Origin of the sequence: Paraburkholderia ribeironis (assembly GCF_900019265.1) — a bacterium.
Taxonomy (GTDB): domain Bacteria; phylum Pseudomonadota; class Gammaproteobacteria; order Burkholderiales; family Burkholderiaceae; genus Paraburkholderia; species Paraburkholderia ribeironis.
In genome coordinates this window covers 989-22,156 of record NZ_CYGX02000041.1, presented here as the reverse complement: position 1 = coordinate 22,156, position 21,168 = coordinate 989, and the positions used below count along the sequence as shown (strand labels likewise).

Annotated in this window: 20 protein-coding genes; 5 read left to right on the top strand and 15 right to left on the bottom strand. The window is 59.0% G+C overall.

Going from position 1 to position 21,168, the window contains the following annotated elements:
* Positions 1-3: 3 nt before the first annotated feature.
* From BN2475_RS18865 to BN2475_RS18790, 15 genes are all read right to left on the bottom strand, one after another.
* The gene (locus BN2475_RS18865; protein WP_094781023.1) at positions 4-507 is read right to left on the bottom strand and encodes an ApeP family dehydratase; all 504 of its coding nucleotides are present in this window, start codon (positions 505-507) and stop codon (positions 4-6) included.
* Between the two features lie 8 nt (positions 508-515).
* Entirely contained in the window at positions 516-1,271 is a 756-nt protein-coding gene (locus BN2475_RS18860; RefSeq protein ID WP_094781022.1) for a 3-oxoacyl-ACP reductase family protein, read from the bottom strand.
* Entirely contained in the window at positions 1,268-1,600 is a 333-nt protein-coding gene (locus BN2475_RS18855; protein ID WP_159444574.1) for a thioredoxin family protein, read from the bottom strand. The genes BN2475_RS18860 and BN2475_RS18855 overlap by 4 nt, the downstream gene beginning before the upstream one ends.
* A 47-nt stretch (positions 1,601-1,647) precedes the next feature.
* Positions 1,648-2,223, bottom strand: coding sequence for a 3-hydroxyacyl-ACP dehydratase FabZ family protein (locus BN2475_RS18850; protein WP_094781020.1), 576 nt, complete (start codon positions 2,221-2,223; stop codon positions 1,648-1,650).
* Positions 2,224-2,241: 18 nt separating this feature from the next.
* On the bottom strand, positions 2,242-3,015 hold the full coding sequence (locus BN2475_RS18845; protein ID WP_094781019.1) for a 3-oxoacyl-ACP reductase family protein: 774 nt from the start codon (positions 3,013-3,015) through the stop codon (positions 2,242-2,244).
* Between the two features lie 15 nt (positions 3,016-3,030).
* Complete coding sequence (locus BN2475_RS18840; protein ID WP_094781018.1) at positions 3,031-3,969, bottom strand: ACP S-malonyltransferase; 939 nt, start codon at positions 3,967-3,969, stop codon at positions 3,031-3,033.
* Positions 3,966-4,925, bottom strand: coding sequence for an ACP S-malonyltransferase (gene fabD, locus BN2475_RS18835; protein WP_094781017.1), 960 nt, complete (start codon positions 4,923-4,925; stop codon positions 3,966-3,968). Before fabD ends, BN2475_RS18840 begins: the two co-directional genes overlap by 4 nt.
* A gap of 12 nt (positions 4,926-4,937) precedes the next feature.
* Positions 4,938-5,609: an SDR family oxidoreductase gene (locus tag BN2475_RS18830; protein WP_245841397.1), complete on the bottom strand. Its 672-nt coding sequence runs from the start codon at positions 5,607-5,609 to the stop codon at positions 4,938-4,940.
* 139 nt (positions 5,610-5,748) lie between these two features.
* Positions 5,749-6,138: a holo-ACP synthase gene (locus BN2475_RS18825; RefSeq protein ID WP_094781015.1), complete on the bottom strand. Its 390-nt coding sequence runs from the start codon at positions 6,136-6,138 to the stop codon at positions 5,749-5,751.
* Positions 6,139-8,505, bottom strand: coding sequence for a beta-ketoacyl synthase N-terminal-like domain-containing protein (locus tag BN2475_RS18820; protein WP_159444571.1), 2,367 nt, complete (start codon positions 8,503-8,505; stop codon positions 6,139-6,141).
* Positions 8,502-10,919 carry a beta-ketoacyl-[acyl-carrier-protein] synthase family protein gene (locus BN2475_RS18815; protein ID WP_094781013.1) on the bottom strand — a complete coding sequence of 806 codons (2,418 nt, stop codon included), beginning with the start codon at positions 10,917-10,919 and terminating at the stop codon, positions 8,502-8,504. Before BN2475_RS18815 ends, BN2475_RS18820 begins: the two co-directional genes overlap by 4 nt.
* On the bottom strand, positions 10,916-13,363 hold the full coding sequence (locus tag BN2475_RS18810) for a beta-ketoacyl-[acyl-carrier-protein] synthase family protein (RefSeq protein ID WP_159444570.1): 2,448 nt from the start codon (positions 13,361-13,363) through the stop codon (positions 10,916-10,918). The genes BN2475_RS18815 and BN2475_RS18810 overlap by 4 nt, the downstream gene beginning before the upstream one ends.
* A 94-nt stretch (positions 13,364-13,457) precedes the next feature.
* On the bottom strand, positions 13,458-14,600 hold the full coding sequence (locus BN2475_RS18805) for a glycine cleavage T C-terminal barrel domain-containing protein (protein ID WP_094781011.1): 1,143 nt from the start codon (positions 14,598-14,600) through the stop codon (positions 13,458-13,460).
* A 31-nt stretch (positions 14,601-14,631) separates the two neighbouring features.
* On the bottom strand, positions 14,632-14,913 hold the full coding sequence (locus BN2475_RS18800) for an acyl carrier protein (RefSeq protein ID WP_094781036.1): 282 nt from the start codon (positions 14,911-14,913) through the stop codon (positions 14,632-14,634).
* Positions 14,914-16,303: 1,390 nt separating this feature from the next.
* The gene (locus tag BN2475_RS18790) at positions 16,304-16,723 is read right to left on the bottom strand and encodes a GNAT family N-acetyltransferase (RefSeq protein WP_245841393.1); all 420 of its coding nucleotides are present in this window, start codon (positions 16,721-16,723) and stop codon (positions 16,304-16,306) included.
* A gap of 223 nt (positions 16,724-16,946) precedes the next feature.
* On the opposite strand from BN2475_RS18790, the gene BN2475_RS18785 reads away from it, so the two are divergent.
* The 5 genes from BN2475_RS18785 to BN2475_RS34765 form a co-directional block, all read left to right on the top strand.
* Positions 16,947-17,762, top strand: a complete 816-nt coding sequence (locus BN2475_RS18785; protein ID WP_094781009.1) for a DeoR/GlpR family DNA-binding transcription regulator — start codon at positions 16,947-16,949, stop codon at positions 17,760-17,762.
* A gap of 85 nt (positions 17,763-17,847) precedes the next feature.
* Positions 17,848-18,222, top strand: coding sequence for a class II D-tagatose-bisphosphate aldolase non-catalytic subunit (locus BN2475_RS18780; RefSeq protein ID WP_342744635.1), 375 nt, complete (start codon positions 17,848-17,850; stop codon positions 18,220-18,222).
* A 153-nt stretch (positions 18,223-18,375) separates the two neighbouring features.
* The gene (locus BN2475_RS18775; RefSeq protein WP_094781008.1) at positions 18,376-19,164 is read left to right on the top strand and encodes an L-iditol 2-dehydrogenase; all 789 of its coding nucleotides are present in this window, start codon (positions 18,376-18,378) and stop codon (positions 19,162-19,164) included.
* 101 nt (positions 19,165-19,265) lie between these two features.
* Complete coding sequence (locus BN2475_RS18770) at positions 19,266-20,600, top strand: ABC transporter substrate-binding protein (protein WP_174641986.1); 1,335 nt, start codon at positions 19,266-19,268, stop codon at positions 20,598-20,600.
* Positions 20,601-20,671: 71 nt separating this feature from the next.
* The coding region (locus BN2475_RS34765; RefSeq protein ID WP_245841389.1) for a carbohydrate ABC transporter permease at positions 20,672-21,168 on the top strand (497 nt) is incomplete at its 3' end.

Below are 21,168 nucleotides of genomic sequence, written 5' to 3'. Positions count from 1 at the left end.
TGACTATGTCGTGTATTCCGGAAACGCAAGAAGTACATCCAGTTCGGTGTGGAGGCCCGTCTCACCCATCGCCGAGGCGGTAAAGCGCGCCATCGACCCTCTCTCCAACGTCAACTGAATATTCAAACGAAGGCTATTCCCGGGGCGTACCAACCTGAGTTGCCGCGCCCGTGTTTCTGCTAACACGCTGTATGGAATCCGGACCGCTTCCAGAACGGTGTCATCTCCTCCTGCAAAAGCGGCTACGTCGACGCCTTGCGACCTGAGCCAGCGCAATTTCATCAGTAGTCCGCATGACTGTGCTAGCGCTTCGATAACCAGCGTCGGGGGAAAAATATCATGGCCATGACGGCTACGGAACATCATCGAATCGCCAACCGTTATCTGTTTGATCGCCTGCATCGAATCGAGCGATAGAGAGCATTCGCTCACCCGATCAACCAGCAACATCGGCACACGATGCGGCAGTATCAAACGTACCTGACGTTCATCGAACGTATAGTTCATGCTTCTGTTCACAAACCCACCTCGGTTTCAAAGGCGGTTCGCCCACCATCGACCATCCATGCGTGTCCGCTGAAGCCGCTTGCCGCATCCGAGGCGAGAAAGGCGACCGTGCGCGATATTTCTTCCGGGCGCCCCCATCGGCCCAACGGAATGCGATTGAGCGAGAGTTGCGCCACGGTATCGGGTACCGCGTGCGCCATATCGCTCGCGGTAAAGCCCGGCGCCACCGTCAAGACCCGCACCCCATGGGTCGCCAGTTCACGGGCCATGCTACGTGTCATCCCGAGCAGGGCGGATTTGGCGCTGCTGTAGTTGGCCTGCCCGGTACGGGCGGACGCAGCCGAACTGGAGCCGATATGAATGATCACGCCTCGCTTTGCGGGGCACATCAGGCGTGCGGCAAATTGAGAGCAATGGAAAACCGCCGTCAGGTTGGTGGCCAGCACGTTTTTCCAGCTGTCCGGCCGCATTAGCAGTAAAAGTTCGTCGCGCGTAATGCCGGCGTTGTTGACCAGAAGATCAAGGCGGTTCAGCCCCGCGAACAAGCCGGTAATTTCCTCCGGATTGGCAAGATCGGCTGGTCTCAGTTCAGCGCTTCCCCCTGATTGCCTGATCAGGGCTACGGTTTTTTCCGCCTCTCCATGTTCGCGCCGATAGTTGAGAATCAGGTGATAGCCGCGCTGAGCCAACTCGATGGAGATTGCCCGGCCAAGGCCTCGCGTTCCCCCCGTCACCATCGCAACCCGCTGCTCTTCCTTACTCATGGGACTATCTCTGTAGACTTAGTACCGGCCTCAGCCAGGCGTGCGTCGATCGCATGAATCACCACACTGACATGTACTTCACCGACCCATCTGCGTACCGGACGCCCATCCTGAAACAGCACCAACGCAGGCACCCCCGCCACCCCCCAGGGCGAAGCGGACAATTCACCATCCTGCAGCCGGCAGCGCCGCAGCGACAGGCGCTCGCCATAGTAGCCAGCCAGCCGCGTTCGCAACGGCAGAAACAGTCTGCTAAAAAGACAATCAGGAGTCCAGAACTCGACCAGAACCAGTCCGGCCTGTGAGAGCACCGCCGGCAAGTCCGTCATGGTGGCTTCTCGCCACGGCGCCACGGCCGTTCGCGCAAGCGAAGTCATCAGTTGCTGCCGATCTGGTCCAGCATGCCCGGCGCCATCGTCACGGGCACTTCGGCCATCGTCAATTGACCCCGCGCCACATCGGCACCGTCAACCTGCGCACAGACCTTGAATACGTACATGCCGTCGCGCGCCATTTGCAGACGCGCTTCCAGATCGACGGCGCAGCCGGGAAAAATCGGCTGGACGTTTTTTATCCGGCTTTCCGCCAGCACATATTGCTTACCCTCCGCCGGTGTCGTGCCAACCGCTGAGCGGAACTGTTCGAGCAGTCCCTCCAGCGACCCGTGCGTCTGATACAGCTCCCGCAAGGTCGCGGTCATTCCGGCGTTCTGGACCATCGCCTCGATGATCAATACGCCGGGATAAATCGGAAAGCCTGGAAAATGCCCCGATAAAACCGGGTCGGTCATCGTAATGTGCTTGACCGAGTGACAAACGCCTTCTTCCGGATAGCAGGCCTTGACCCGATCCAGCAGGATAAACGGGTAGCTCTGCGGCAAAAAACGCATCGTCGTTTGAGAACCAAGGCTGATATAGCGCCTTTTTGTGTCGCCACCAATCCGGTCTGTCATAGTGCTACTCTCCGTGTTTCAATTTAAGCCAAATTCCGTTTCCACTGCCCCGCGGCCGCCGTCAATGACAACGGTGTGGCCGGTATAACCGGCTGCGGCATCCGAGACCAGAAAGCCAACCAGAGAGGCGAGTTCCTCGGGATCTCCCCAACGCCCCAGAGGCGTAATGCGCAGGGTTTCCTGCACAAAGTCGCGGGCGAGTGTCTCCGACATATCGCTTTTGAAGAAACCAGGTGCGACGTTCATCACCCGTACACCCTTGTCAACCAGTTCCCGCGCGACAGAACGGGTGAAACCCAGCAAGGCCGCTTTAGCCGCGCTGTAGTTAACCTGACCCGGCATCGAAACCAGCGCGGCGCCCGAACCGACATTGATGATTACGCCGCGACGCTGGCTGCCCATGATGCGGCTTGCCGCCTTGGTGCCATGAAAGATCGCATTCAGATTGACGTCGACGACCTCATCCCAGTCGTTGCCGCTCATCATCAGGAAGTAGTTGTCGCGGGTGGCACCAGCGTTGTTGATGAGAATGTCCAGACGACGATAGAGTCTGAACGTGTCGGAGATCAGCTTCTGCACCTGGGCAGGGTCCGTCACATCGGCCTGCACTGCGATAGCACGTCCGCCAGCAGCTTCGATCTCCGCGCGAACGCCCTCGGCCAGATCGGCGTTGCGCTTGTAGTTGACGACAACGATAGCGCCGTGGCGAGCCAGCTCCAGAGCAATTGAACGGCCAAGTCCCCGGGAAGCGCCGGTGACAATCGCGACGCGATCAGTAAGTACGCGAGTCATTTGATCCTCGAAATTCTAATGATGGATATGGGTTGGAATACGCAAGCGTCCCGAGCCGGAGCGCTCAAGAAACGCATGCTTGACGTTCGGCGGCAAGGACATCTGGCCTAGCATTCCGCAAAGCACGTGTCCGGGCCCGACTTCCAGAAACGCGTCAATACCTGCAAAGATCAAACCCTCGACCACGGCTTGCCAACGCACGGGCAAGACCACGGAATCGGCCAGCGAGCGACGTAATCTGGCTGTATCGCTGCAAACGGCCCCCTCGCTGCCGAGCCATATCGGCACGCGCGGCGGGGCGAACGGCAGCGCGGCAAGTTCAACCCGCAACCGGCGTTGCGCCGACTCCACCAGAGGGGTGTGCCAAGGCCCCGCTACGTCGATCAACCCAACCTGGGCGCCCGATGCCAGGCCACGGAGGGCAACCGTTTTCAAACCGTCCAGGGTGCCGGATATGGTCAGGTGCCGGGGTCCGTTGAACGCCGCAATTCGTGCCGTCTCATGAGATTCAGCGTGCTCAAGCGATTCGGTAAGCTCGGCGACGGGTGAACCGTACAGGGACATCATGCTGCCCTGTTGTTGCGCGGCGGCATGTTTGAGCGCTTCGCCTCTCAAGCAGGCAATGTGCATGCAAACTTCAGCATCGAACACGGAAGCTGCGTACATCGCCGCCACTTCTCCGGCACTGTAGCCAGCCACCGCCGCGGGTGTCCGGGATGAGGCGACGAGCCAGTCCACATATGCGCAGGACACGGCGGCCAGCAAGGGTTCCACTACCTCAGGTCTGCTTATTTCACTTGCCGGCCCTTTTTCGATTAATTTCCCGAGGGGCAGGCCACTGACATTTTCGGCAAGTTCAATCCAGCGACGCCCCGCAGCGGTCTCCTCTACGAGTTTTCTGCCCATGCCGATGTATTGGGAGCCGTGTCCCGGGAAAACCCACGCCGTCCTCATACGACAGCCTTGTCCGGCGACGCGGACAGGAAGCGCAGCGACCTGGGGCCGTCGACGTTCACGACTTCGCAGCCGGCCAGTTCGGGAATGCCGCGTGACAGGCCCCGCAACACCTTCCCTGGACCAACTTCAATGATTCGCTTCACGCCGGAATCAACCAAGGTGTACTGAACAGTTTTCCACTGTACCGGGCTGCACAACTGAATCTCCATTTTTTCCCGGATTTCGGCGGCGTTCTTCGTTGCGGCACCGGTCACATTGAGTATCACCGGTACACTGGCGTCATGAAACTGTGCGCCTCGCAAAGCCTCGACAAAGCGTTCAGCCGCTGATGCCAGCAAGGGGCTGTGCCACGGGCCGCTGACGTTTAGCGGGATGACCTGACCATCCTGTCCTTCCAGCGTGGAAGCGATCTGCGCCAATCCATCGCGCTCTCCGGACAGCACGGTTTGGGTCGCCGTATTGTAGTTGGCGATACCCACGACATGACTGACAGCAACCTGGGCAACCACCGCCTTGATCACGTCGTCGGCAATACCTTTGATCGCCAGCATGCCGCCATCGAGAGTGGACGACACCTCGTGCATCAGGCGAGCGCGCGTCACCACCAGACGCAGGACGTCGTCCAGATTCAGTACGCCGGCGGCATACAGGGCGGAGAATTCGCCAAGACTATGCCCCGCTACGACATGCACGGGAATTCCGGATTCCTTCAACAGTAAGCAACAACCAAGATTGATTGCCGTCAATGCCGGTTGCAGGTTGTCGGTTCGGGTGAGCAACGCATCCGGACCACGAGCGATAATCCGGTCGAGATCGACCCCAGCCATCTCCGACGCGACTGCAAGTACTTCGCGAGCAGGTGCATAGCTCGCAAGTAGATCGCGGCCCATGCCAACCACTTGCGAACCTTGCCCGGGGAATAACCACGCGGTGGTCTGTGCGTTGTCGCTCATCGTTATATTTCCTTATACGCCGTTGACGCCGGAAGTCGTGCCGCCGTCCAGCACAAGCATCTGGCCGGTCAGATAGCCGCTGTCGAGGGCAAGAAACTCCACCGTCCCGGCCACATCATGCGCGGTAATCCAGCGGCCCAGCGGCGTCGTGGCGGCTGACACGCGCTCACTGACAAACTCCCTGATTTCAGGCAAATCGAGCAAACCGACCAGCAGCCCGACCACGCGTACTCCTGCTTTCCCAAAGCGGATGCAAGCCGTACGTGTCACCCCTGTCACCGCACCGCGAGCCGCGGCGCAGGCATAGGCAAGCGGATGGTCCACAAAGTTGGTCGACATCACGAACTGGTTGATCACGATCCCTTCAATGCCTTTCTCAACCATGAAACTGCCGGCCGCCACGACCTGCTCCTGCAGTTTTCGCGGGTAGGCAGCCAACGTATCTTCGGTCTGCGCAGCGCTCGGGATATACAGATTCACGATGGCGCTGAGATCGCCGAAGCGCTCGTAAAGCATCTTCATCGACGACAGAAAATGGCCGCTATCGTTTTTCGATTCGGGAATCACAACCATTGCGTCACCATGCGCTTTCAGCATCGCCGCCAGCTCGGCGTTCGACGCCGGATTGTCGGCGCCGTACAGCGCTACCGTGGCACCACGCTCCAGCAGCGTCGCCGCAATCACACCGGTCAATCCCGGCGGTCCACCCTGTAACAGGACAACTTTTCCCATCTTTTCACTTCCTTATTTAGTTGTTCGAATTTTCAACGTTCCAGTCCTGTATTTCCGGTCCGGGCAGAAAATACATTCGCAGCAGGTAATGTCAGTTTTCCTGCGCACCCATCAAAAGCACCGTCGCCATTGCAGAATGACCGTCACTCGTCATGCTGAGGAGGGTCTTTTTGCCACCCATCGCTGTCATCCGTTGACAGGTGGCACCCGAAATCTGCAATTTCGATTGGCAATCCGTATAAACCACCTGCACGTCAGTCCACCTCATCGTGTCTGTCAAACCTGTGCCCAACGCCTTGAACAACGCTTCCTTGGCCGCGACATGTCGTGCGCAGCTTCGCCAGTCAGGCTGCGTGCCAAGCCATGTACGTTCCTGCTCGCCTAGAATGCGGTTCAGGAAAATGTCCGGATTGCGCCGTGCCATATTGACGATGCGGTCTATCAACACAATATCGCAGCCGATACCCAATAGCGCACCCATCTACTGGTCCTTCCCCTGCAACAGCACGGCTGCGTGCGCGCCGCGCTCAGTGCTTCCACACAGCAACGCATGATGGAATGCCCCAAGGCGGGACACGCCCGTCACAAAATCGGCGGGCCCTTGCGGCATACCACCGGCAGCAAGCGGCGGCAGACAACCATCACGCAGCGCGGCCGCAGCCGCAATGACACCAAACAACCCACCGGCCGATTCGGCCAAGCCCGTGTGACCCAGCACGCCGGACAACGGCAAGTCTGGCCGCAGTTGTGACAAGGCGGCGAGTTCGCGCATGTCGTTGAGATTCCAGCCACAGCCCTGACCCAATGCAAAATCCACTTCAGCCGGTGTCAGACGTGCGCGTCGCACGGCCTTCCCGATAACCTTTGCATAACCACGTCCCGTCATGTCGGGCACCATTCCGGTATCGCCACCGAGTGCCGTACCGGCAATCCTCGCCCAACCTGATACCGGGGAATCTGGATCGCTTCGAACCAGCAACAGCGCGGCGGCCCCTTCGCCACCCGATGTACCTTGCGTGCCCGGGTCATAAGCGTGCATTGGCGCGCTCACCAGTCCGAGCGACTGGTACAGGCTCTCACCCAGATCATTCCATTCATCCGCGGCGACAACCAGCAACGCATCGAGCTCCGGACTGGCTCGCAACAGCTCGGCGCCATGCGCCGCAAGCTGAACGCCCCCGTTTACGCCGGGACACATCGTGCCGCAGTACCCCTGCAGGCCGAACGCGTGAGCAACCTCACTGGCCACCGAAAAGCGGCCCGTCTTCAGCAGCCTGCGGCCTGTGCTGGCGTTGAATTCGCCTTGGAATATCTGATCGAAAAACCGTTCGTAAGGGGTCATTGGCCCCCGGTTCATTCCGATCAGCAAGCCAATACGTGCCGAGGCACCTGCGCGCAAACCCGCGTCGGACAGCGCCTGGTCGACTGCCGATAGCGACCAGCGAACCACCTTTTCGCGGCGGCGCAAATCAACACCGGATATCGGCGGCAATTGCGCGTCATCGACCCTGCGGGGGGCGCTTGCGGCCGGCGCGCAAGTACGGCATGCAGCAAGAAACGCATCAAGTCCAAAGCCGTGCCCGGACACCATGCCGCAGCCGGCGATATCGATTGCCGCCACACGCGATGACCACGACCTGCGCATCTTGACCGGCCCGGCGATCAAAGCGGCGTTGCTGCCGCCAAACGCGACCCCTGTCACGAGCCAATCGCCATGCGGCGAGACGCCAGGCGCCAAGAGCGGCAACGAGCACTCGGCCTGTGTTCCGGTCGCGAGAGGCAAGGCCAGCGCGATGTTCTCCTGCTGGGCCACAATTCCCGCAACGAGCCCCAACAACGGCGATACGCCGTTGACATGCCCAAAGTACGGTTCAGTCGACGTTATGGGAGGCGGGTTGCCGTCGAAGCACTCCTCGAGTGCAATAGCTTCAGCCAGATCCTGGGTAGGATGTCCCGTCCCGCTGCCGCGAATCCACCCGATATCGCCGGGCTCCATATGGGCTTTACTCATTGCGTTGCAGATGGAACGTGCAAGCCCTTTGCCCGCGGGATCGTTGCTGATTTCATGGTACGCGTCAGCACTGGCGGCGCTGCTTACCAGCTCCGCGAGTGGCTGTGCGTTCCGGGTTCTGGCATTCGCCAGCGTTTCCAGCAGCAGGCAGGCTGCACCTTCGCCAAAGCTCATGCCGGTGCTGGCATAAAACGGCTGGCACGGACCCTTGGCGCCCATGCCGATTACATCCATCCCGAGCGCATTGAGCAACGTCTGGATCTCGCCTCCGCCGACCAGCATCGCCGTGGCATGCCCCATGCGCAGCAAGTCCATTGCATGCCCGACTGCGAGCAGGCCCCCTACCGAGGCTGAGCCAAAAGCAGCACGCGGACCGCCAAGGCCAAAAGAGCGTGCCAGCAGATCTGCCTGAAAGGCCGGAGTCGAACGGGAAAAATAGAGCGCGGAGCGCCGGTCCCTGGGATAGGCGCGGCTCGGGATCATCCATAGGTTCTGGTATTGCGGAGCCCCGCTCAAGCCCACCATGACACCCGTCTGCTCAAGATCGAGCGCGCTGCTACGGGTTGCCTGAGCCAGCGCCTGACGCGCCGCGACCAGCGCCATCTGGCTACCGCGATCCACCGTACGCGCACGCACCTGGTTTGATCCGTCACAGGGATCGAAAGACGATACCTCGCCGGCATGCGTCATCTTCATGCCTGCGGTATCGAATGCGGCAATGGGCTGCAGGCAGGATTGGCCGGCACGCAGGCTGTCCAGCAGGGTCGCTGTATCGCAACCGGCAGCGGATACCAGACCGACGCCAGTTACGACAATGCGTTGAGACAGATCATTCATGGGCATGCTGCCTCGATCTGTCGACGCAGCACAACTGCGGAGTTACTGCCGAAATCGCTGCTGCCGGCGATGAGTGCCTGAGTGTAGGAACCCTGTTCCGCCGCACTCAGCCACGCAGACGAGAGGCTCTCCTTCAGCTTGCCAGCCGGAGCCGGTACGTGACCGCTCTCCAGCGCAAGGATGGCCGCGGCAGTGGCAAAAAATCCGCTCGTGGATTCAGCCAACCCGGTATGTCCGGACAGAGCAGTCAGCGCGGGAAGCTTATCGCCAAACAGGCGCTTGACGACGGCCGCCTCGCGTTGATCATGCAATGCTTCACCGCGTGCCAGCGTCACCATCAGGTCGATGTCCTGAATCGCGCTACCGGAGCGCTGCACGGCGTGTCGTATTGCGCGCTCCAGCCAGGCACCGTCGGCGCTGAGAGAAGGGCCGGCTGCCCCGTCGAACGTCTGTGCCCACCCGGCCACTTCCGCGCGGATTTGCCCCGCCCTCGCGACAGTCCGTTCGCGTCGTTCCAGCACGAACGCAACCGCCCCTTCAGCATAGGGCAATGCCGGAAGCGCTCCACGATGGGTCCGATCGAGATGCTGGTATAGCGGTGTCAACTCGTCGGCTACCACGACCACAATGGCGTCGACATCGCTGCGGCGTTGCAGGCATTCTGCTGCGTTCGAGAGCAAGGTCAACGCTACATCGACGCCGCCGACCATGGTCGAGGCCGGCCCCCGAAGTCCCAGCGCAATGGCGGCCTTCCCGCCAACCGAGCTCATCACCAGATTCGGAAAAGACACTGGACTCGCGCGCTCCCACTCGCCACCGCGAACGCTCTTCAGATAGGTCTCAAAGCTGGCTGCCGCACCCCGGCACAAGCCTACCATCAAGCCCGTTTTCGCGCCGCGCTGCCTGGCGTTGCCGAGGCCAGCGTCAGTGAATGCCTGGTGAATGGCCGCTATGGCGTATTGCGTAATACGGTCCATGCGGGCCCCGCTGCCAGGCGGCAAGTCACGCCGCGCGTCGAAACCGGCGACGGGCGCCGTGAACTCCGCTGCGTCTTCGGAACTGCTGGCCACGCACTGGCCCGCAAGCAGTGCATCGAAGAATGTCGACGAGCGGCAACCCAACGGGGAGATCACCCCTAAGCCGCTGATGACAACAGAGTCGATCTCCGCCATGACCTGGCGCGCCGGAACATCGGCATTGCCGCCGGCAATCACGCAATTGGCGCCGCCAAAGGCCGCCGAGTGTGCAAGAAATCGATTGACGTCAGTGGCAACCGGCACATCCGGCACATAATCAAGATCGCAACCAGGGCGCGCCTCGCCGAAATTCAGTGTCGGCGGCAGCGCCCCGGCTTGCATCGCCGCGAAACCACCAATCACACCGATTGCGGATGAAGCACCCAGTGTATGGCCGGTAAAGGATTTAGTGGCGCTGACAGGCGGTATGCGTGCATTGTCAAAAGCACGTTTGATTGCCAGCGTCTCCGCAACGTCATTGGCGCGCGTGCCCGTCGCATGGGCATTGATGTAGTCCACCTCGCCGGCGGACATGCCGGCTAGTGCAAGCGTATCGGCGATGGCCGCGGACATGCCCTTGCCGCTTGGCTCCGGGGCCGTCAAATGATGCGCATCCCAACTGGTGCCGCATCCATACAGTTGCCCCACGATCGCAGCACCACGCTCGCGGGCGCAATCAAGACGTTCCAGCACCACGAACGCGGCGCCTTCACCGAGCGTCATGCCGACATTTTGGCCAAAAGGACCGCAAGGACCATCCGCGACTGCGCCCAGCGCTGAAAATCCTGCATAAGTCAGCTTGGAAAACGCATCCGCTCCTCCGGCGATCACGACATCCACGCGACCCGAACGAAGCAGCTCGACACCATGAGCGATTGCGGTGCCGCTCGAACTGCATGCTGTCGACACGGTAATGACCGGGCCGTGAACGCCAAACAGTGTCGCCACAACGGAGCTCTGGTGATGATGCGCGCTTCGCTCCATGACGCCCCGGGCAGCATCCCTGTCGTCGGCGTTCATGCCTGATTCGGAAAACCGGTCGAGTTGCGAGCGTCCTCCGTGACTGGTGCCGAGCAGCAGCGCCACCCGCTCACCATCGACAGCAAGGCGCTCCTCGTCCCACAAGCGGGCCTCCCGCAAGGCTTGCGCAACTGCCGCGCAAGCCAGTCGCGCCGTACGATCGAAGCCGCCAGGAGCAACCGTGTCGAGTCCCGTGACGTTTTCATGAGCGCTCACCAGGCCAGCGTAGACCGGGCGATCGGCAAACAGGTGATCGTGCAGATCGATGCCGCCTTTGGCTGCAATCAGATTGGCAGCGAACTCCGCGTTTGATGCCCCAATCGCCGACACAACGCCGCGGCCGGTAACGGCGATAGAGCAGAGTGGAACGTTGGTCATAGCGAGTGATCCAGGGAAGAAAGCATCATTGCCGCACTATTGCCGCAGTCATTGCTGGCCAGCACCAGCGAGCGACGGTAAGTGCCGTTGCGCGGCGTGTCATGCAGCACGGGGAGATCCGCGGCGGCACGTTCAGCATGAAGAGATGGATAAGCCTCCCCGTGACGCAAGCTCAGCAACGCCGCACTCGCCGCGAACAACCCGCTTGCGGCTTCGGCAAACCCTAACTGGCCGTTAAGGCAGGCAAGCGGGACAGCGCTTTCGCCTAGCAGGCGACGCACGGCATTCGCTTCGCGCATATCATGAAGGGCGACACCACGCGCCATGCCATAGACGACGTCGGGCATGGCACCCGCTTGCCCGATCGCTTCGCGCGCAGCGGCTTCCAGACCTCGACCTTGCTGGTCGAGCCGTTCCTCGACACATCCTTCACTGGCAAAGGCGATGCCGTCAATGCGGCCATACGGTTTGGCACCCCGGTCGCCGGCAAAGTCCGCACGCTCGAGGACGATCGCGACGGCGCCTTCGCCAGGTATCACCCCCGCGCCATCGGGCGCATAAATGGCGGGTGCATCGGCACCGTCCGCAAGCAGGCCAAGATAGTCGAACGTGCGATAAAACAGCGGGCCGACTTCGTCGACCGCGACGACGATCAGGGCATCAAGCTCCGGATGCAACGCGAGATAGTCCCGACCGTGAGCCAACGCTTGCAGGCCCGCGCTGGCGCCTTCCACAAACGTGAAGCTCGCTCCTTTTATTTGGCATGCCTGAGCAATCTGCCCCGACACGGTGGACAACACCATTGAGGGAAAATATCGGGCGCTCAAGCCCGCAATACCATCGTCTGCCAGATGTTCCTGAAAAGCCTGCTGGGTCGTCACGGGGCCACGCGCCATCGCCACATGCAAGCCGACGCGCTCCGGTTTGAAACGACCGGCCAGACCGGCATCCTCCAACGCCATGGCAGTCGCGACGATGGCGAAACGGGTGAAATTGTCCATGCGCCGAACATCGACCGTCGGCACGAGCTTGCGAGGCGAGAATTCCGCGACCAGGCCCGCATGATGGCAACTCAGTCCCGCCGTATCAAAGCGGTTGATCGGAACGATGCCGTTCTTGCCGCTTTGGAGCGCCGCGCGGAATTCGTTAATGCCAAGCCCGATCGACGAAACCGTGCCCAATCCCGTTACCACGACGTCCTGAAGCTGCCGGGCTGAAGGTAGCGGAGTATCGGCACTGGCTCCCACCGCCACAGCGTTCACGCCGCCGAACGCCGCGGAGGTCGACACGAACGTGTCGAAGCGGGTGGGACGCGGCACGTTCGGTACGTAATCGAGATCACAACCTGGACGAGCCGACTTGAAATTCAACGTCGCCGGCAAGAAGCCATGCATCTGGCCAAGCAGCGCGGCGATAAACTCGAGTATCCCAGCGCCCCCCAGCGTATGTCCAAAATACGACTTGCTCGAACTTACTGGCGGAATGGAGGTTTCATTGTGATACACCGCCCTGATCGCCAGGGTTTCGGCAATATCGTTGTCAAGCGTACCCGTTCCATGCGCATTGATGTATTGAACAGACGACGGCGTCAGACCCGCGTCGGCGATCGCCTGTTGCATGGCGCGCCGCAAGCCGTCTCCACCCGGATGCGGCGAGGTAATGTGATGAGCATCGCTGGCTGTGCCGCAAGCCAGCAGCTTGCCGTGTACCCGTGCCATGCGTCGTGCCGCGCCCTGTTCACTCTCGATGACAATACAGCCCGCTCCCTCGCCAAACGTCGCGCCGGTATCCACGCTAAAGGGCGAAGTAGGTTGCTCGGACATCGCACCGAGAGAATAGAAGCCAGCATAAATCGACAGTGAATAGGCGTCGGCTCCGCCGACCACCACCGTGTCCGCGCGTCCGGATTCGATCAGCGTCAACGCGGTTGCAAGCGCGGAAGTGCTTGAGGCGCATGCGGTCGAAACGGTATAGCAAGGCCCGCTCACGCCAAGACTCGCGGCAACCGACTGGGTTTGCAAATGATGGGCAGTACGGTAAATCCGGTTCGCTTCCTCTTTACCTGACCAACGCTCGGGAGGGACGGGAAAACCACCGTCGCCGATTCCCCCGGCGCAGATCCCCATGACCAGGGCTGTGCGGCCGGAGGCAAGATCTTCATGGCTCAATCCGGCATCGGCCGCGGCCTGACGTGCAGCAACAATGGCCAGTTGAGCGGTGCGATCCAGCCGTTCCACGTCATCCGGACCAAAATGATTCGATGGGTCGTAGTCCTGAATCTGTGCGGCATGACGTATGCGCAAACCCTCGGTCGAGAATGTCGTGATTTCGGCTATGCCGCTGTCGCCCGAGATCAGACTACCGCACATCAACGCGATATTGTTTCCGATAGGGCAAATCGCCCCCATTCCGGTAATCACCGCGCCGGCTGGATTCTGCTTCATATGCGCCCTGTTAGATAAACACGCCCGTCGAGAACACGCAGACCTCATTTGCGCCCTGCGTGTGTCGCTCACTCAAAGTACCGGGAAGCGACGATCAACGATTGAGATAGCTGTCCTCTTGCGGACGGATCTGCAGGCTTCGGTTGAAGATGAAGGGGGCCGATACCGTGCGCGCGGTACGCCCGGAAACGGAATAGTCGACGCCGACGTAAGCGTAGGACGAGTCGACCAGCGCGAGCGCAATCCATCTCTTCAATGTGTAGGAATAGCCAAGACTCGAAATCTTGCCTATCTTTTCGCCTTCACAGAGTACTGTGTCGGCAACCTTGATATCGCTGCTGTCGACTGCGATATTTTCATCGAAAGTCACACCGATCAGACGGCGCGGAGCACCGGCCTCAAGCAGCCTTTCGATTTCCGAACGGCCGGCATAGTCGCCTTTATCCCGACTGACCATGACACGGGTATTGAGCTCCAGCACGTTATCGACATTCACACCATCCTGGTGCTGGCTGCCAAACCGGTTTTCAAGTTTGCACAGGTCCAGCACACGAAAGCCGAGCGGGAGAATCTCAAAACGACGGCCCTGGGCCATCAAGGCATCCCAAAGTTCAACGACCTTGTCAATTTCGGTCATGACAAGATAGCCGTACTCGCCCGTTTTTCCAGCCCGGCACAACGTGAACGGGATACCGTTCAGAGCCTGATTGGACATCATTTCCAGGTAACGAACCCCGATGATCCCGATACCCATGAACGATTTCAACAGTTCCCATGAAAACGGACCGTCAACGCCAAGCATACCGATGGATTCAGTCTGATCGCTGATCACCACGCCCGGGAACTGTTCGCCGGCCAGTTTCGAAAGACGCGCAACCAGTTCAGAGGGGACGATACCTTCACTCAGCACCAGATAGCTTTCGTCGCAGTTGACAATAAATGCCTCACCGCAAGGACTGCCGTCGTCGTTCAGCAGGAAAGTCGCTTGCGCCTGGTTGACCGGCAGGCGAACCAGATCGCTCAAGATCACATGATTCAACAGATCAACCGCGGAAGCGCCCGACACGCGGATCTTGGCATAGTGATTAAAGTCGCTAAGGCCGACTCGTTCACGTACACATCGGTATTCATCGGCCAGATCTTTGGCGTAGGCGGCGGCGGTCATGCAACCGTCTCTCAGGATCGAACTGGAGAGGGCATCGAGATGGGACGTAATCGGGCTAATACGATTCTGCATAGAATTTCTCTCCACGAAGTGCTGATCTGCTTCAGGCAACCTGTTCGTTCAACACAAGGTCGGCCAAGGTATTGACGGTTCGCATGGACGCAATGTCACCATCCGGGATCATCACGTCAAAACATGCCTGCATTCCCAATATGATCTCCATCGCATCGATCGAATCGAGAGACAGTCCTCCGCCAAACAGGAACGCGTCATCGTCAATGTCCTCCGGCCGATATTCGAGCTGCAACCGGTCAATCAATTCTTCCTTTATCTTTAAAAGGACTTCTTGCCGGGCATGAATAATATCCTGAAGCTTTTTTTCCATCTCACCACCTTTCAATAATTTATATTGACGCTTATTCGAAATGATGACGGCCGACGCGAACTGGCCGCATCCCTGATGAAAGCTCTTGGTAACTTAGAAAATATGTCCGGATCGCAGCATGACTTTGCATGTCACAGCGTGATCCGTTACGTCGTGATTCTTTTAGCAACGCTAAGAATCGCGGTAACAGCCGTGCTTCTGGGGATCACCGCTACGCTGTGGTTGAAACTGCACGGCTTTGCACAAGGCCAATGTGGATCTGTGCTCGCTGGAGTCACTGTGCGTAGCCGCTGGCATCAGGCTGCGTGGAGCCGGCGAAGCACGGCGCCACCTCTCTCTCACGAAGAATGTCTCCGTAATGCTCTCCCACCCGCGGATCTGGAGACTGGCTTGACAGGTATTGCACCTTCGACCTGAGAGAGACACAGCGAAAACAGTCATTACCTGCTCGCCAAAAAATCCATGCAACGACTTAGGACAACTCAATGACTATCTCCTGATGCAGACACCACATCAATTCGTAATCGGTGCGCAACATGGAAGTCCCTCTCTCCTTGCAATCCACACGCATCGTCTGAATACAAAAATCACAGAATCCTGTTCGCCTTCATATTCTGCTAATTAACACTACTTGACAATGCAGATCGCATTCGTAATACGATTAAGATGAGTGGGACTGAGTTTGAACAAGTCGATGCGGGGGATCTGTTCGTTAGGTTACAGAATCCATGGTTTGCTCTGCGGCTGGAATGCGTTATGCAATTTTCATAGATTGGCTATTGACGCAGCATAAAATTTTCTATTCATGGCGACATGATGAAACGCATTTGAAATTTGAGTGAAATGTCTGATAAAGAGTCGGACTATCCATGGAAAACAATGGCGAACAGTAAACGCAACGCTGGCCGGAGCTCGGAGGCCGGATGCTTCGAAGCGATGGTGAGCGTGAGCGACTCGCGTTCGACTCGGCGCATGGCGCAAGGACGTCAGAGCCGGCTCAGCGCGATGATTCCCGATGGGCATACGCTGCAATCGACCTGCGAGAGCGGGAACTGTGTCGTAATCTGAGCGGCGTTTTTCATCAAGCCTCGGTAGCGCATTTTCGTGTGGCCAGATTGCTGCTTAACGACCCGGAACGTATGCTTGATCCCCGGTGAAGAGGATGACCGGTAGCAGGAAGGGTTTCATTCGAACGAAGAAGCGGCATCGCTGCCGTCTGAATGTCGATAGATCCTATGTAGCCTGGGAGTCGTCAAGGCCTGAGGCGGCCGATGGCTGGCTCGATCGCGCTGCGCGGCCTGATCATCATCACCGCGACGATTGAGTTTGATATGTGCAGATGCCGCTTTGGGAGGAGTCGCCGCTATCGCGCACTTCGGGCGGCTCGAACTTAGTAGATATCCCACTCCGTCTCTTCAATCTTCGAGAAGCCGTTCTGCTGATAAAAGCGATTCGAGTCGCTATCGCGGAGTGCGCCGACTCTGACCGGAATCGATCGGCAATCGGCGTCGGCAAAGATGGAATCGAGCACCGCAGAACCAATTCCCTTTCCCTGATGCTCCGGGACGATGTATAGATGCTCGAGTGCCAGATGATCGTCGGTGAGCTTCGCCAGAACAAAGCCCACTGATACGCCATCGACCATGACGAATCTGCAGAACGCCGGATCAAACGACGACAGGAAACGATCTCTCGCCCGGCGGGGATCGAAGCGACCGATGCGCTCCAGACTTTCCCGCATGGCCTCGATGCGTATCTGCACCAGTGCCTCGGCATCGCTGTGCGTTGTATTTGCGAATGTCACCTTCACGCGTTTGACCTTATCAACGGTACGTCGGATTAGCCTTCCCAAGCTGAACGCGATTGTGATTGTCGACCATTCCGGCGTTGGTGTCGAACGAGCGTTTGTGGGCCGACTGCTGTCCGACATAGGGAAAACCCTCTGCAAACATGGCAAAAATCACTTTGACGTTCTTTCGATTCGAAACTAAACTCTTTCGAAACAAAAGTGTTTTCTTTCGAGATCCGGAGACATGCTCGCAAACAAGAGTTCCCTGAAGCGGCGGTTGCAAATCGTCGAACTGGTCCGCAAGCGCGGTGAGGTGTCAGTTGACGAGCTCAGCCAGGCGTTTGACGTTTCGAGCGTCACGATTCGCACCGACCTGACCTATCTGGAGCAGCAGCGTTATCTCATCCGGTCTTTCGGCAAGGCGCGCTATCTGGCGCAGAAGCCCGGGGACCATGTGTTGACGCCCATGGCGGATGGCGCAACCCGAAAGGCAACGGAGACGACCATCGCCCGTTTTGCAGCTGAAGCCGTGGACGATCACGAGTCGCTGATGTTGGGCACGGGCGAGATTGTTCACAAGATCGTGCCGTTTCTGTCCGATCGCTCGAATCTTGCCGTGTTGATGCATGACATCGGGATGATTCAAACCGCTCAGCGGTTCCTGCATTGCGAATTGCTGTTGACGGGTGGCCAATTGGAGCAGGGCGCTTCCGCGATGACGGGCCCAGATGCGGAAGCTTCGGTGACACGGCGAACAGTTGACCTTTGTTTTCTGGAAGCCTCGGGGCTCGACCGCGACGGCAACCTGCTATGTGCAGACCCGGCAGTCGCTCGCGTGCTGGACGCAGCACGGCGCGCGTCGACACGAACAATCGTCGTTGCGTACCAGCCGCAGTTAAATGAGCGAGATGGTGAAGTCATAGCGAACGTATCCGAAATCGACGCGCTGCTAATCGATGACGGAATTGATCCACCCACAATGGAGCTGATGCCACGCAAAGGCCTCCAGCTCCACAGGAAGGAAAGCGGGATTCTTGAGTTCCGCAAATCCGCCAGCTAGCGCTGCCGATACGTTGCCAAGTGCTCCCATCATTGGAGTCGTCAACGACAACACGACGCTGCTGAGTCTTTCGTAGTTTTCTCAACTGATCGAGGCCGAACTCGTTGGTCCGGAGGCGAGGTCTAACCTGCGTGAGGTGGTCGAGAAAGTCATGCTTTCCAAACCAGGCAACTGGGAAAAGTACTACCACGGCGACGACCAGGAAAGGCGCCTGCTGAGAACATACAGCTATAGCGACAGGGTACGTTATTACTGGGCAGACCCGGAGATCGACGCGGCAGCACAAAAGCTCATCAGCAACCTGACTGACTTTAGCATTTCCGAAAACCTGCTCAGCCGCTACATGCCGGAACAGTACTGGCAGTTCAGGCGCGGGTTGGTCGATGCATCACCTATGAGTCTCGTCCAGAGCAAGGTTCGCGAAGTCATTGGCGTTTACGCGGCTGCTTGCAAAGCATAAAGCGCGTCTTCCGGATTACCGGTTTACTGTAGGAGGAGAATTTGCGATGGGTCGAGTCAGTAAACGAGTCATTCCACCCAGAATAGTTAGTAGGCCGAATCTATTGGACGCGCCGCTATGGATGGGAATGTTTTCCATCTGAGGAGATGAAGGATGCAACTGAAGGACAAGATTGCCATCGTGACGGGTGGCGCAACGGGAATTGGCGAATCGGTTGTTCGCCGGTATCTGAATGAGGGTGCCAAGGTCGTTGTCGTTGATGTCAAGCCCAAGCCCAAGCCCAAGCCAGAACTTGAGGCGACGTACGCGGATTCGGACGAACGGAATCTGTTGCTCCTCCAGGCTGACGTCACAAGTCGTGACAGCATTGAAAGCGTTGTCCGTTCGACGATTGATCGTTTCGGCCGGGTCGACATTCTCTTTAATAACGCCGCCATATTCGACATGCGTCCGTTGCTCGACGAGTCATGGGAGATTTTTGACAGGATTTTTGCGGTGAACGTGAAGGGGATGTTCTTCCTGATGCAGCGGGTCGCCCGGCAGATGGTAGATCAGGGCGCGGGCGGGAAGATCATCAACATGGCGTCTCAGGCGGGCCGGAGGGGCGAGGCGCTGGTGTCGCACTATTGCGCCAGCAAGGCTGCTGTCATCAGTTACACACAGTCGGCTGCGCTCGCGCTTGCGTCTCACCGGATCAATGTCAACGGTATTGCTCCGGGCGTCATCGATACGCCCATGTGGAAGGACGTCGATGCCCTGTTTGCGCGCTATGAAAACCGGCCAATCGGCGAGAAGAAACGTCTGGTGGGGGAAGCGGTGCCGCTCGGACGTATGGGTCGTCCCGACGAGCTGACGGGGGCGGCGGTTTTCCTTGCATCAGCAGACGCTGACTACATCACTGCGCAGACCCTCAACGTCGACGGCGGCAATTGGATGAGCTGATCCACGTCGACAAGATGCCGCTCCACGATGGCAAACACGAGGGAACGGCAACACGGAGTAGTACGCCCAAAGCCGAAGGCAACAGATCAACGGAGACAGACATGAAGATGACAGCCTCAATCAGCCCCGCGGTGGTCCGCAAGGCGTTACTCGCGGGCGTCGCTCTCTGCGCGGCGCAACTGGCAAGTGCCGCGTCGGTGACGATTGCAACGCTCAACAACCCCGACATGCTCGAGCTCAAGAAGCTCTCCGCAAGTTTCGAAAAGGCAAACCCGGACATCAAGCTGAACTGGGTGATTCTCGAAGAGAACGTGCTGCGTCAGCGGGCGACAACCGACATCACCACAAACAGTGGTCAGTTCGACATGGTCGCCATTGGGACGTATGAGGCGCCGCAGTGGGGCAAGCGCGGATGGCTCGCGCCGATGAGCAACCTGCCGGCCGATTACGACCTCGACGATGTCGTCAAGACTGCACGCGACGGTTTGTCTTCGAATGGCCAGTTGTGGGCTTTACCTTTCTACGTGGAAAGTTCGATGACCTTTTACCGTAAGGACCTGTTCGCGGGAAAGGGGCTCAAAATGCCGGATCAGCCCACCTATGAGCAGATCAAGGAGTTCGCCGACAAGCTGACCGACAAGGCCAACGGCGTATATGGGATATGTCTGCGAGGCAAGGCGGGGTGGGGCGAGAACATGGCGTACGCCTCGACGGTAGTCAACGCCTACGGCGGACGATGGTTTGACGAGAACTGGAAGGCACAACTCGATACGCCAGAATGGAACAAGGCTATTACGTCCTATTCGGACCTGCTAAAGAAAGACGGTCCGCCGGGAGCCAGTTCGAACGGCTTCAACGAAAACCTCACGCTGATGTCGTCGGGCAAATGCGCGATGTGGATCGACGCGACGGTCGCGGCTGGCATGCTCTTCAACAAGGCGCAGTCGCAGGTAGCGGACAAGATCGGATTCGCCGCGGCGCCGGTTGCCGTGACGCCGAAAGGATCGCATTGGTTGTGGTCGTGGTCATTCGCCGTTCCCAAAACTTCCAGGTCTCAGGACGCTGCAAAGAAGTTCGCCGAGTGGGCGACTTCGAAGCAGTACATCGAACTGGTCGCGAAGGATGAAGGCTGGGCATCGGTTCCGCCGGGAACGCGCAAATCGACCTACGCGCGCCCCGAATACAAGCAGGCCGCGCCGTTCGGTGACTTTGTTCTGAAAGCCATTGAAACAGCAAGCCCGAATGATTCGACGCTCACGAAGGTGCCGTACACGGGTGTCCAGTTTGTTGGTATTCCTGAGTTTCAGTCATTCGGAACCGTCGTGGGCCAGGCTATTGCCGGTGTTGTCGCGGGACAGACGGACGTGGCATCGGCTTTGAAGGCGGGAAATGCGGCTGCCGACCGAGCCGTCCATCAGGCTGGCTACCAGAAGTAGTGCCGCAATGTTTTGCAAAGGCGGAGCGCTGGCGACCACCAACGCTCTGCGAACTCCCAGGTGACACGATCATGCACTACGCTGCTACTTCCGCCCAACCTCCGGTCGCTTCTGCCGGCGGGCTGGACCAGAGGGGCGCCTCGTCCGCCCGCTGGCTGGTCAGTCCATCAATTGGCATCCTTGTGCTGTGGATGGCGATCCCGCTCGCGATGACGATCTGGTTCTCGTTCTCGCACTACAACCTGCTGAACCCGGATCTGCGTGGCTTCGCCGGCTTCGACAATTACCGCTATCTCGCCAGCGATCCGTCGTTCGGCCCCTCGATCGCCCACACGCTGGAGCTGATCCTTTCGGTGCTGGTGATCACGGTGGTCGGCGGCGTGCTGATGGCGGTGCTGTTCGATCGCAAGTTCTATGGCCAGGGCGTCGCGCGGCTGCTGGCGATCGCGCCGTTCTTCGTGATGCCGACCGTGAGCGCACTGATCTGGAAGAACATGATCCTGCATCCGGTGTACGGCCTGATTGCGACCGGCATGCGCGCAGTGGGCATGCAGCCGGTCGACTGGTT

Coding starts and splice junctions, on each gene's coding strand:
- BN2475_RS18810 (WP_159444570.1), bottom strand. CDS start 13,363: ATGAAGCAGAATCCAGCCGGCGCGGTGATTACCGGAATGGGGGCGATT.
- BN2475_RS18845 (WP_094781019.1), bottom strand. CDS start 3,015: ATGACTCGCGTACTTACTGATCGCGTCGCGATTGTCACCGGCGCTTCC.
- BN2475_RS18860 (WP_094781022.1), bottom strand. CDS start 1,271: ATGAGTAAGGAAGAGCAGCGGGTTGCGATGGTGACGGGGGGAACGCGA.
- fabD (WP_094781017.1), bottom strand. CDS start 4,925: ATGAGCGACAACGCACAGACCACCGCGTGGTTATTCCCCGGGCAAGGT.
- BN2475_RS18820 (WP_159444571.1), bottom strand. CDS start 8,505: ATGAATGATCTGTCTCAACGCATTGTCGTAACTGGCGTCGGTCTGGTA.
- BN2475_RS18785 (WP_094781009.1), top strand. CDS start 16,947: ATGCTCGCAAACAAGAGTTCCCTGAAGCGGCGGTTGCAAATCGTCGAA.
- BN2475_RS18770 (WP_174641986.1), top strand. CDS start 19,266: ATGAAGATGACAGCCTCAATCAGCCCCGCGGTGGTCCGCAAGGCGTTA.
- BN2475_RS18775 (WP_094781008.1), top strand. CDS start 18,376: ATGCAACTGAAGGACAAGATTGCCATCGTGACGGGTGGCGCAACGGGA.
- BN2475_RS18805 (WP_094781011.1), bottom strand. CDS start 14,600: ATGCAGAATCGTATTAGCCCGATTACGTCCCATCTCGATGCCCTCTCC.
- BN2475_RS18825 (WP_094781015.1), bottom strand. CDS start 6,138: ATGGGTGCGCTATTGGGTATCGGCTGCGATATTGTGTTGATAGACCGC.
- BN2475_RS18800 (WP_094781036.1), bottom strand. CDS start 14,913: ATGGAAAAAAAGCTTCAGGATATTATTCATGCCCGGCAAGAAGTCCTT.
- BN2475_RS18815 (WP_094781013.1), bottom strand. CDS start 10,919: ATGACCAACGTTCCACTCTGCTCTATCGCCGTTACCGGCCGCGGCGTT.
- BN2475_RS18865 (WP_094781023.1), bottom strand. CDS start 507: ATGAACTATACGTTCGATGAACGTCAGGTACGTTTGATACTGCCGCAT.
- BN2475_RS18850 (WP_094781020.1), bottom strand. CDS start 2,223: ATGACAGACCGGATTGGTGGCGACACAAAAAGGCGCTATATCAGCCTT.
- BN2475_RS18840 (WP_094781018.1), bottom strand. CDS start 3,969: ATGAGGACGGCGTGGGTTTTCCCGGGACACGGCTCCCAATACATCGGC.
- BN2475_RS18855 (WP_159444574.1), bottom strand. CDS start 1,600: ATGACGGACTTGCCGGCGGTGCTCTCACAGGCCGGACTGGTTCTGGTC.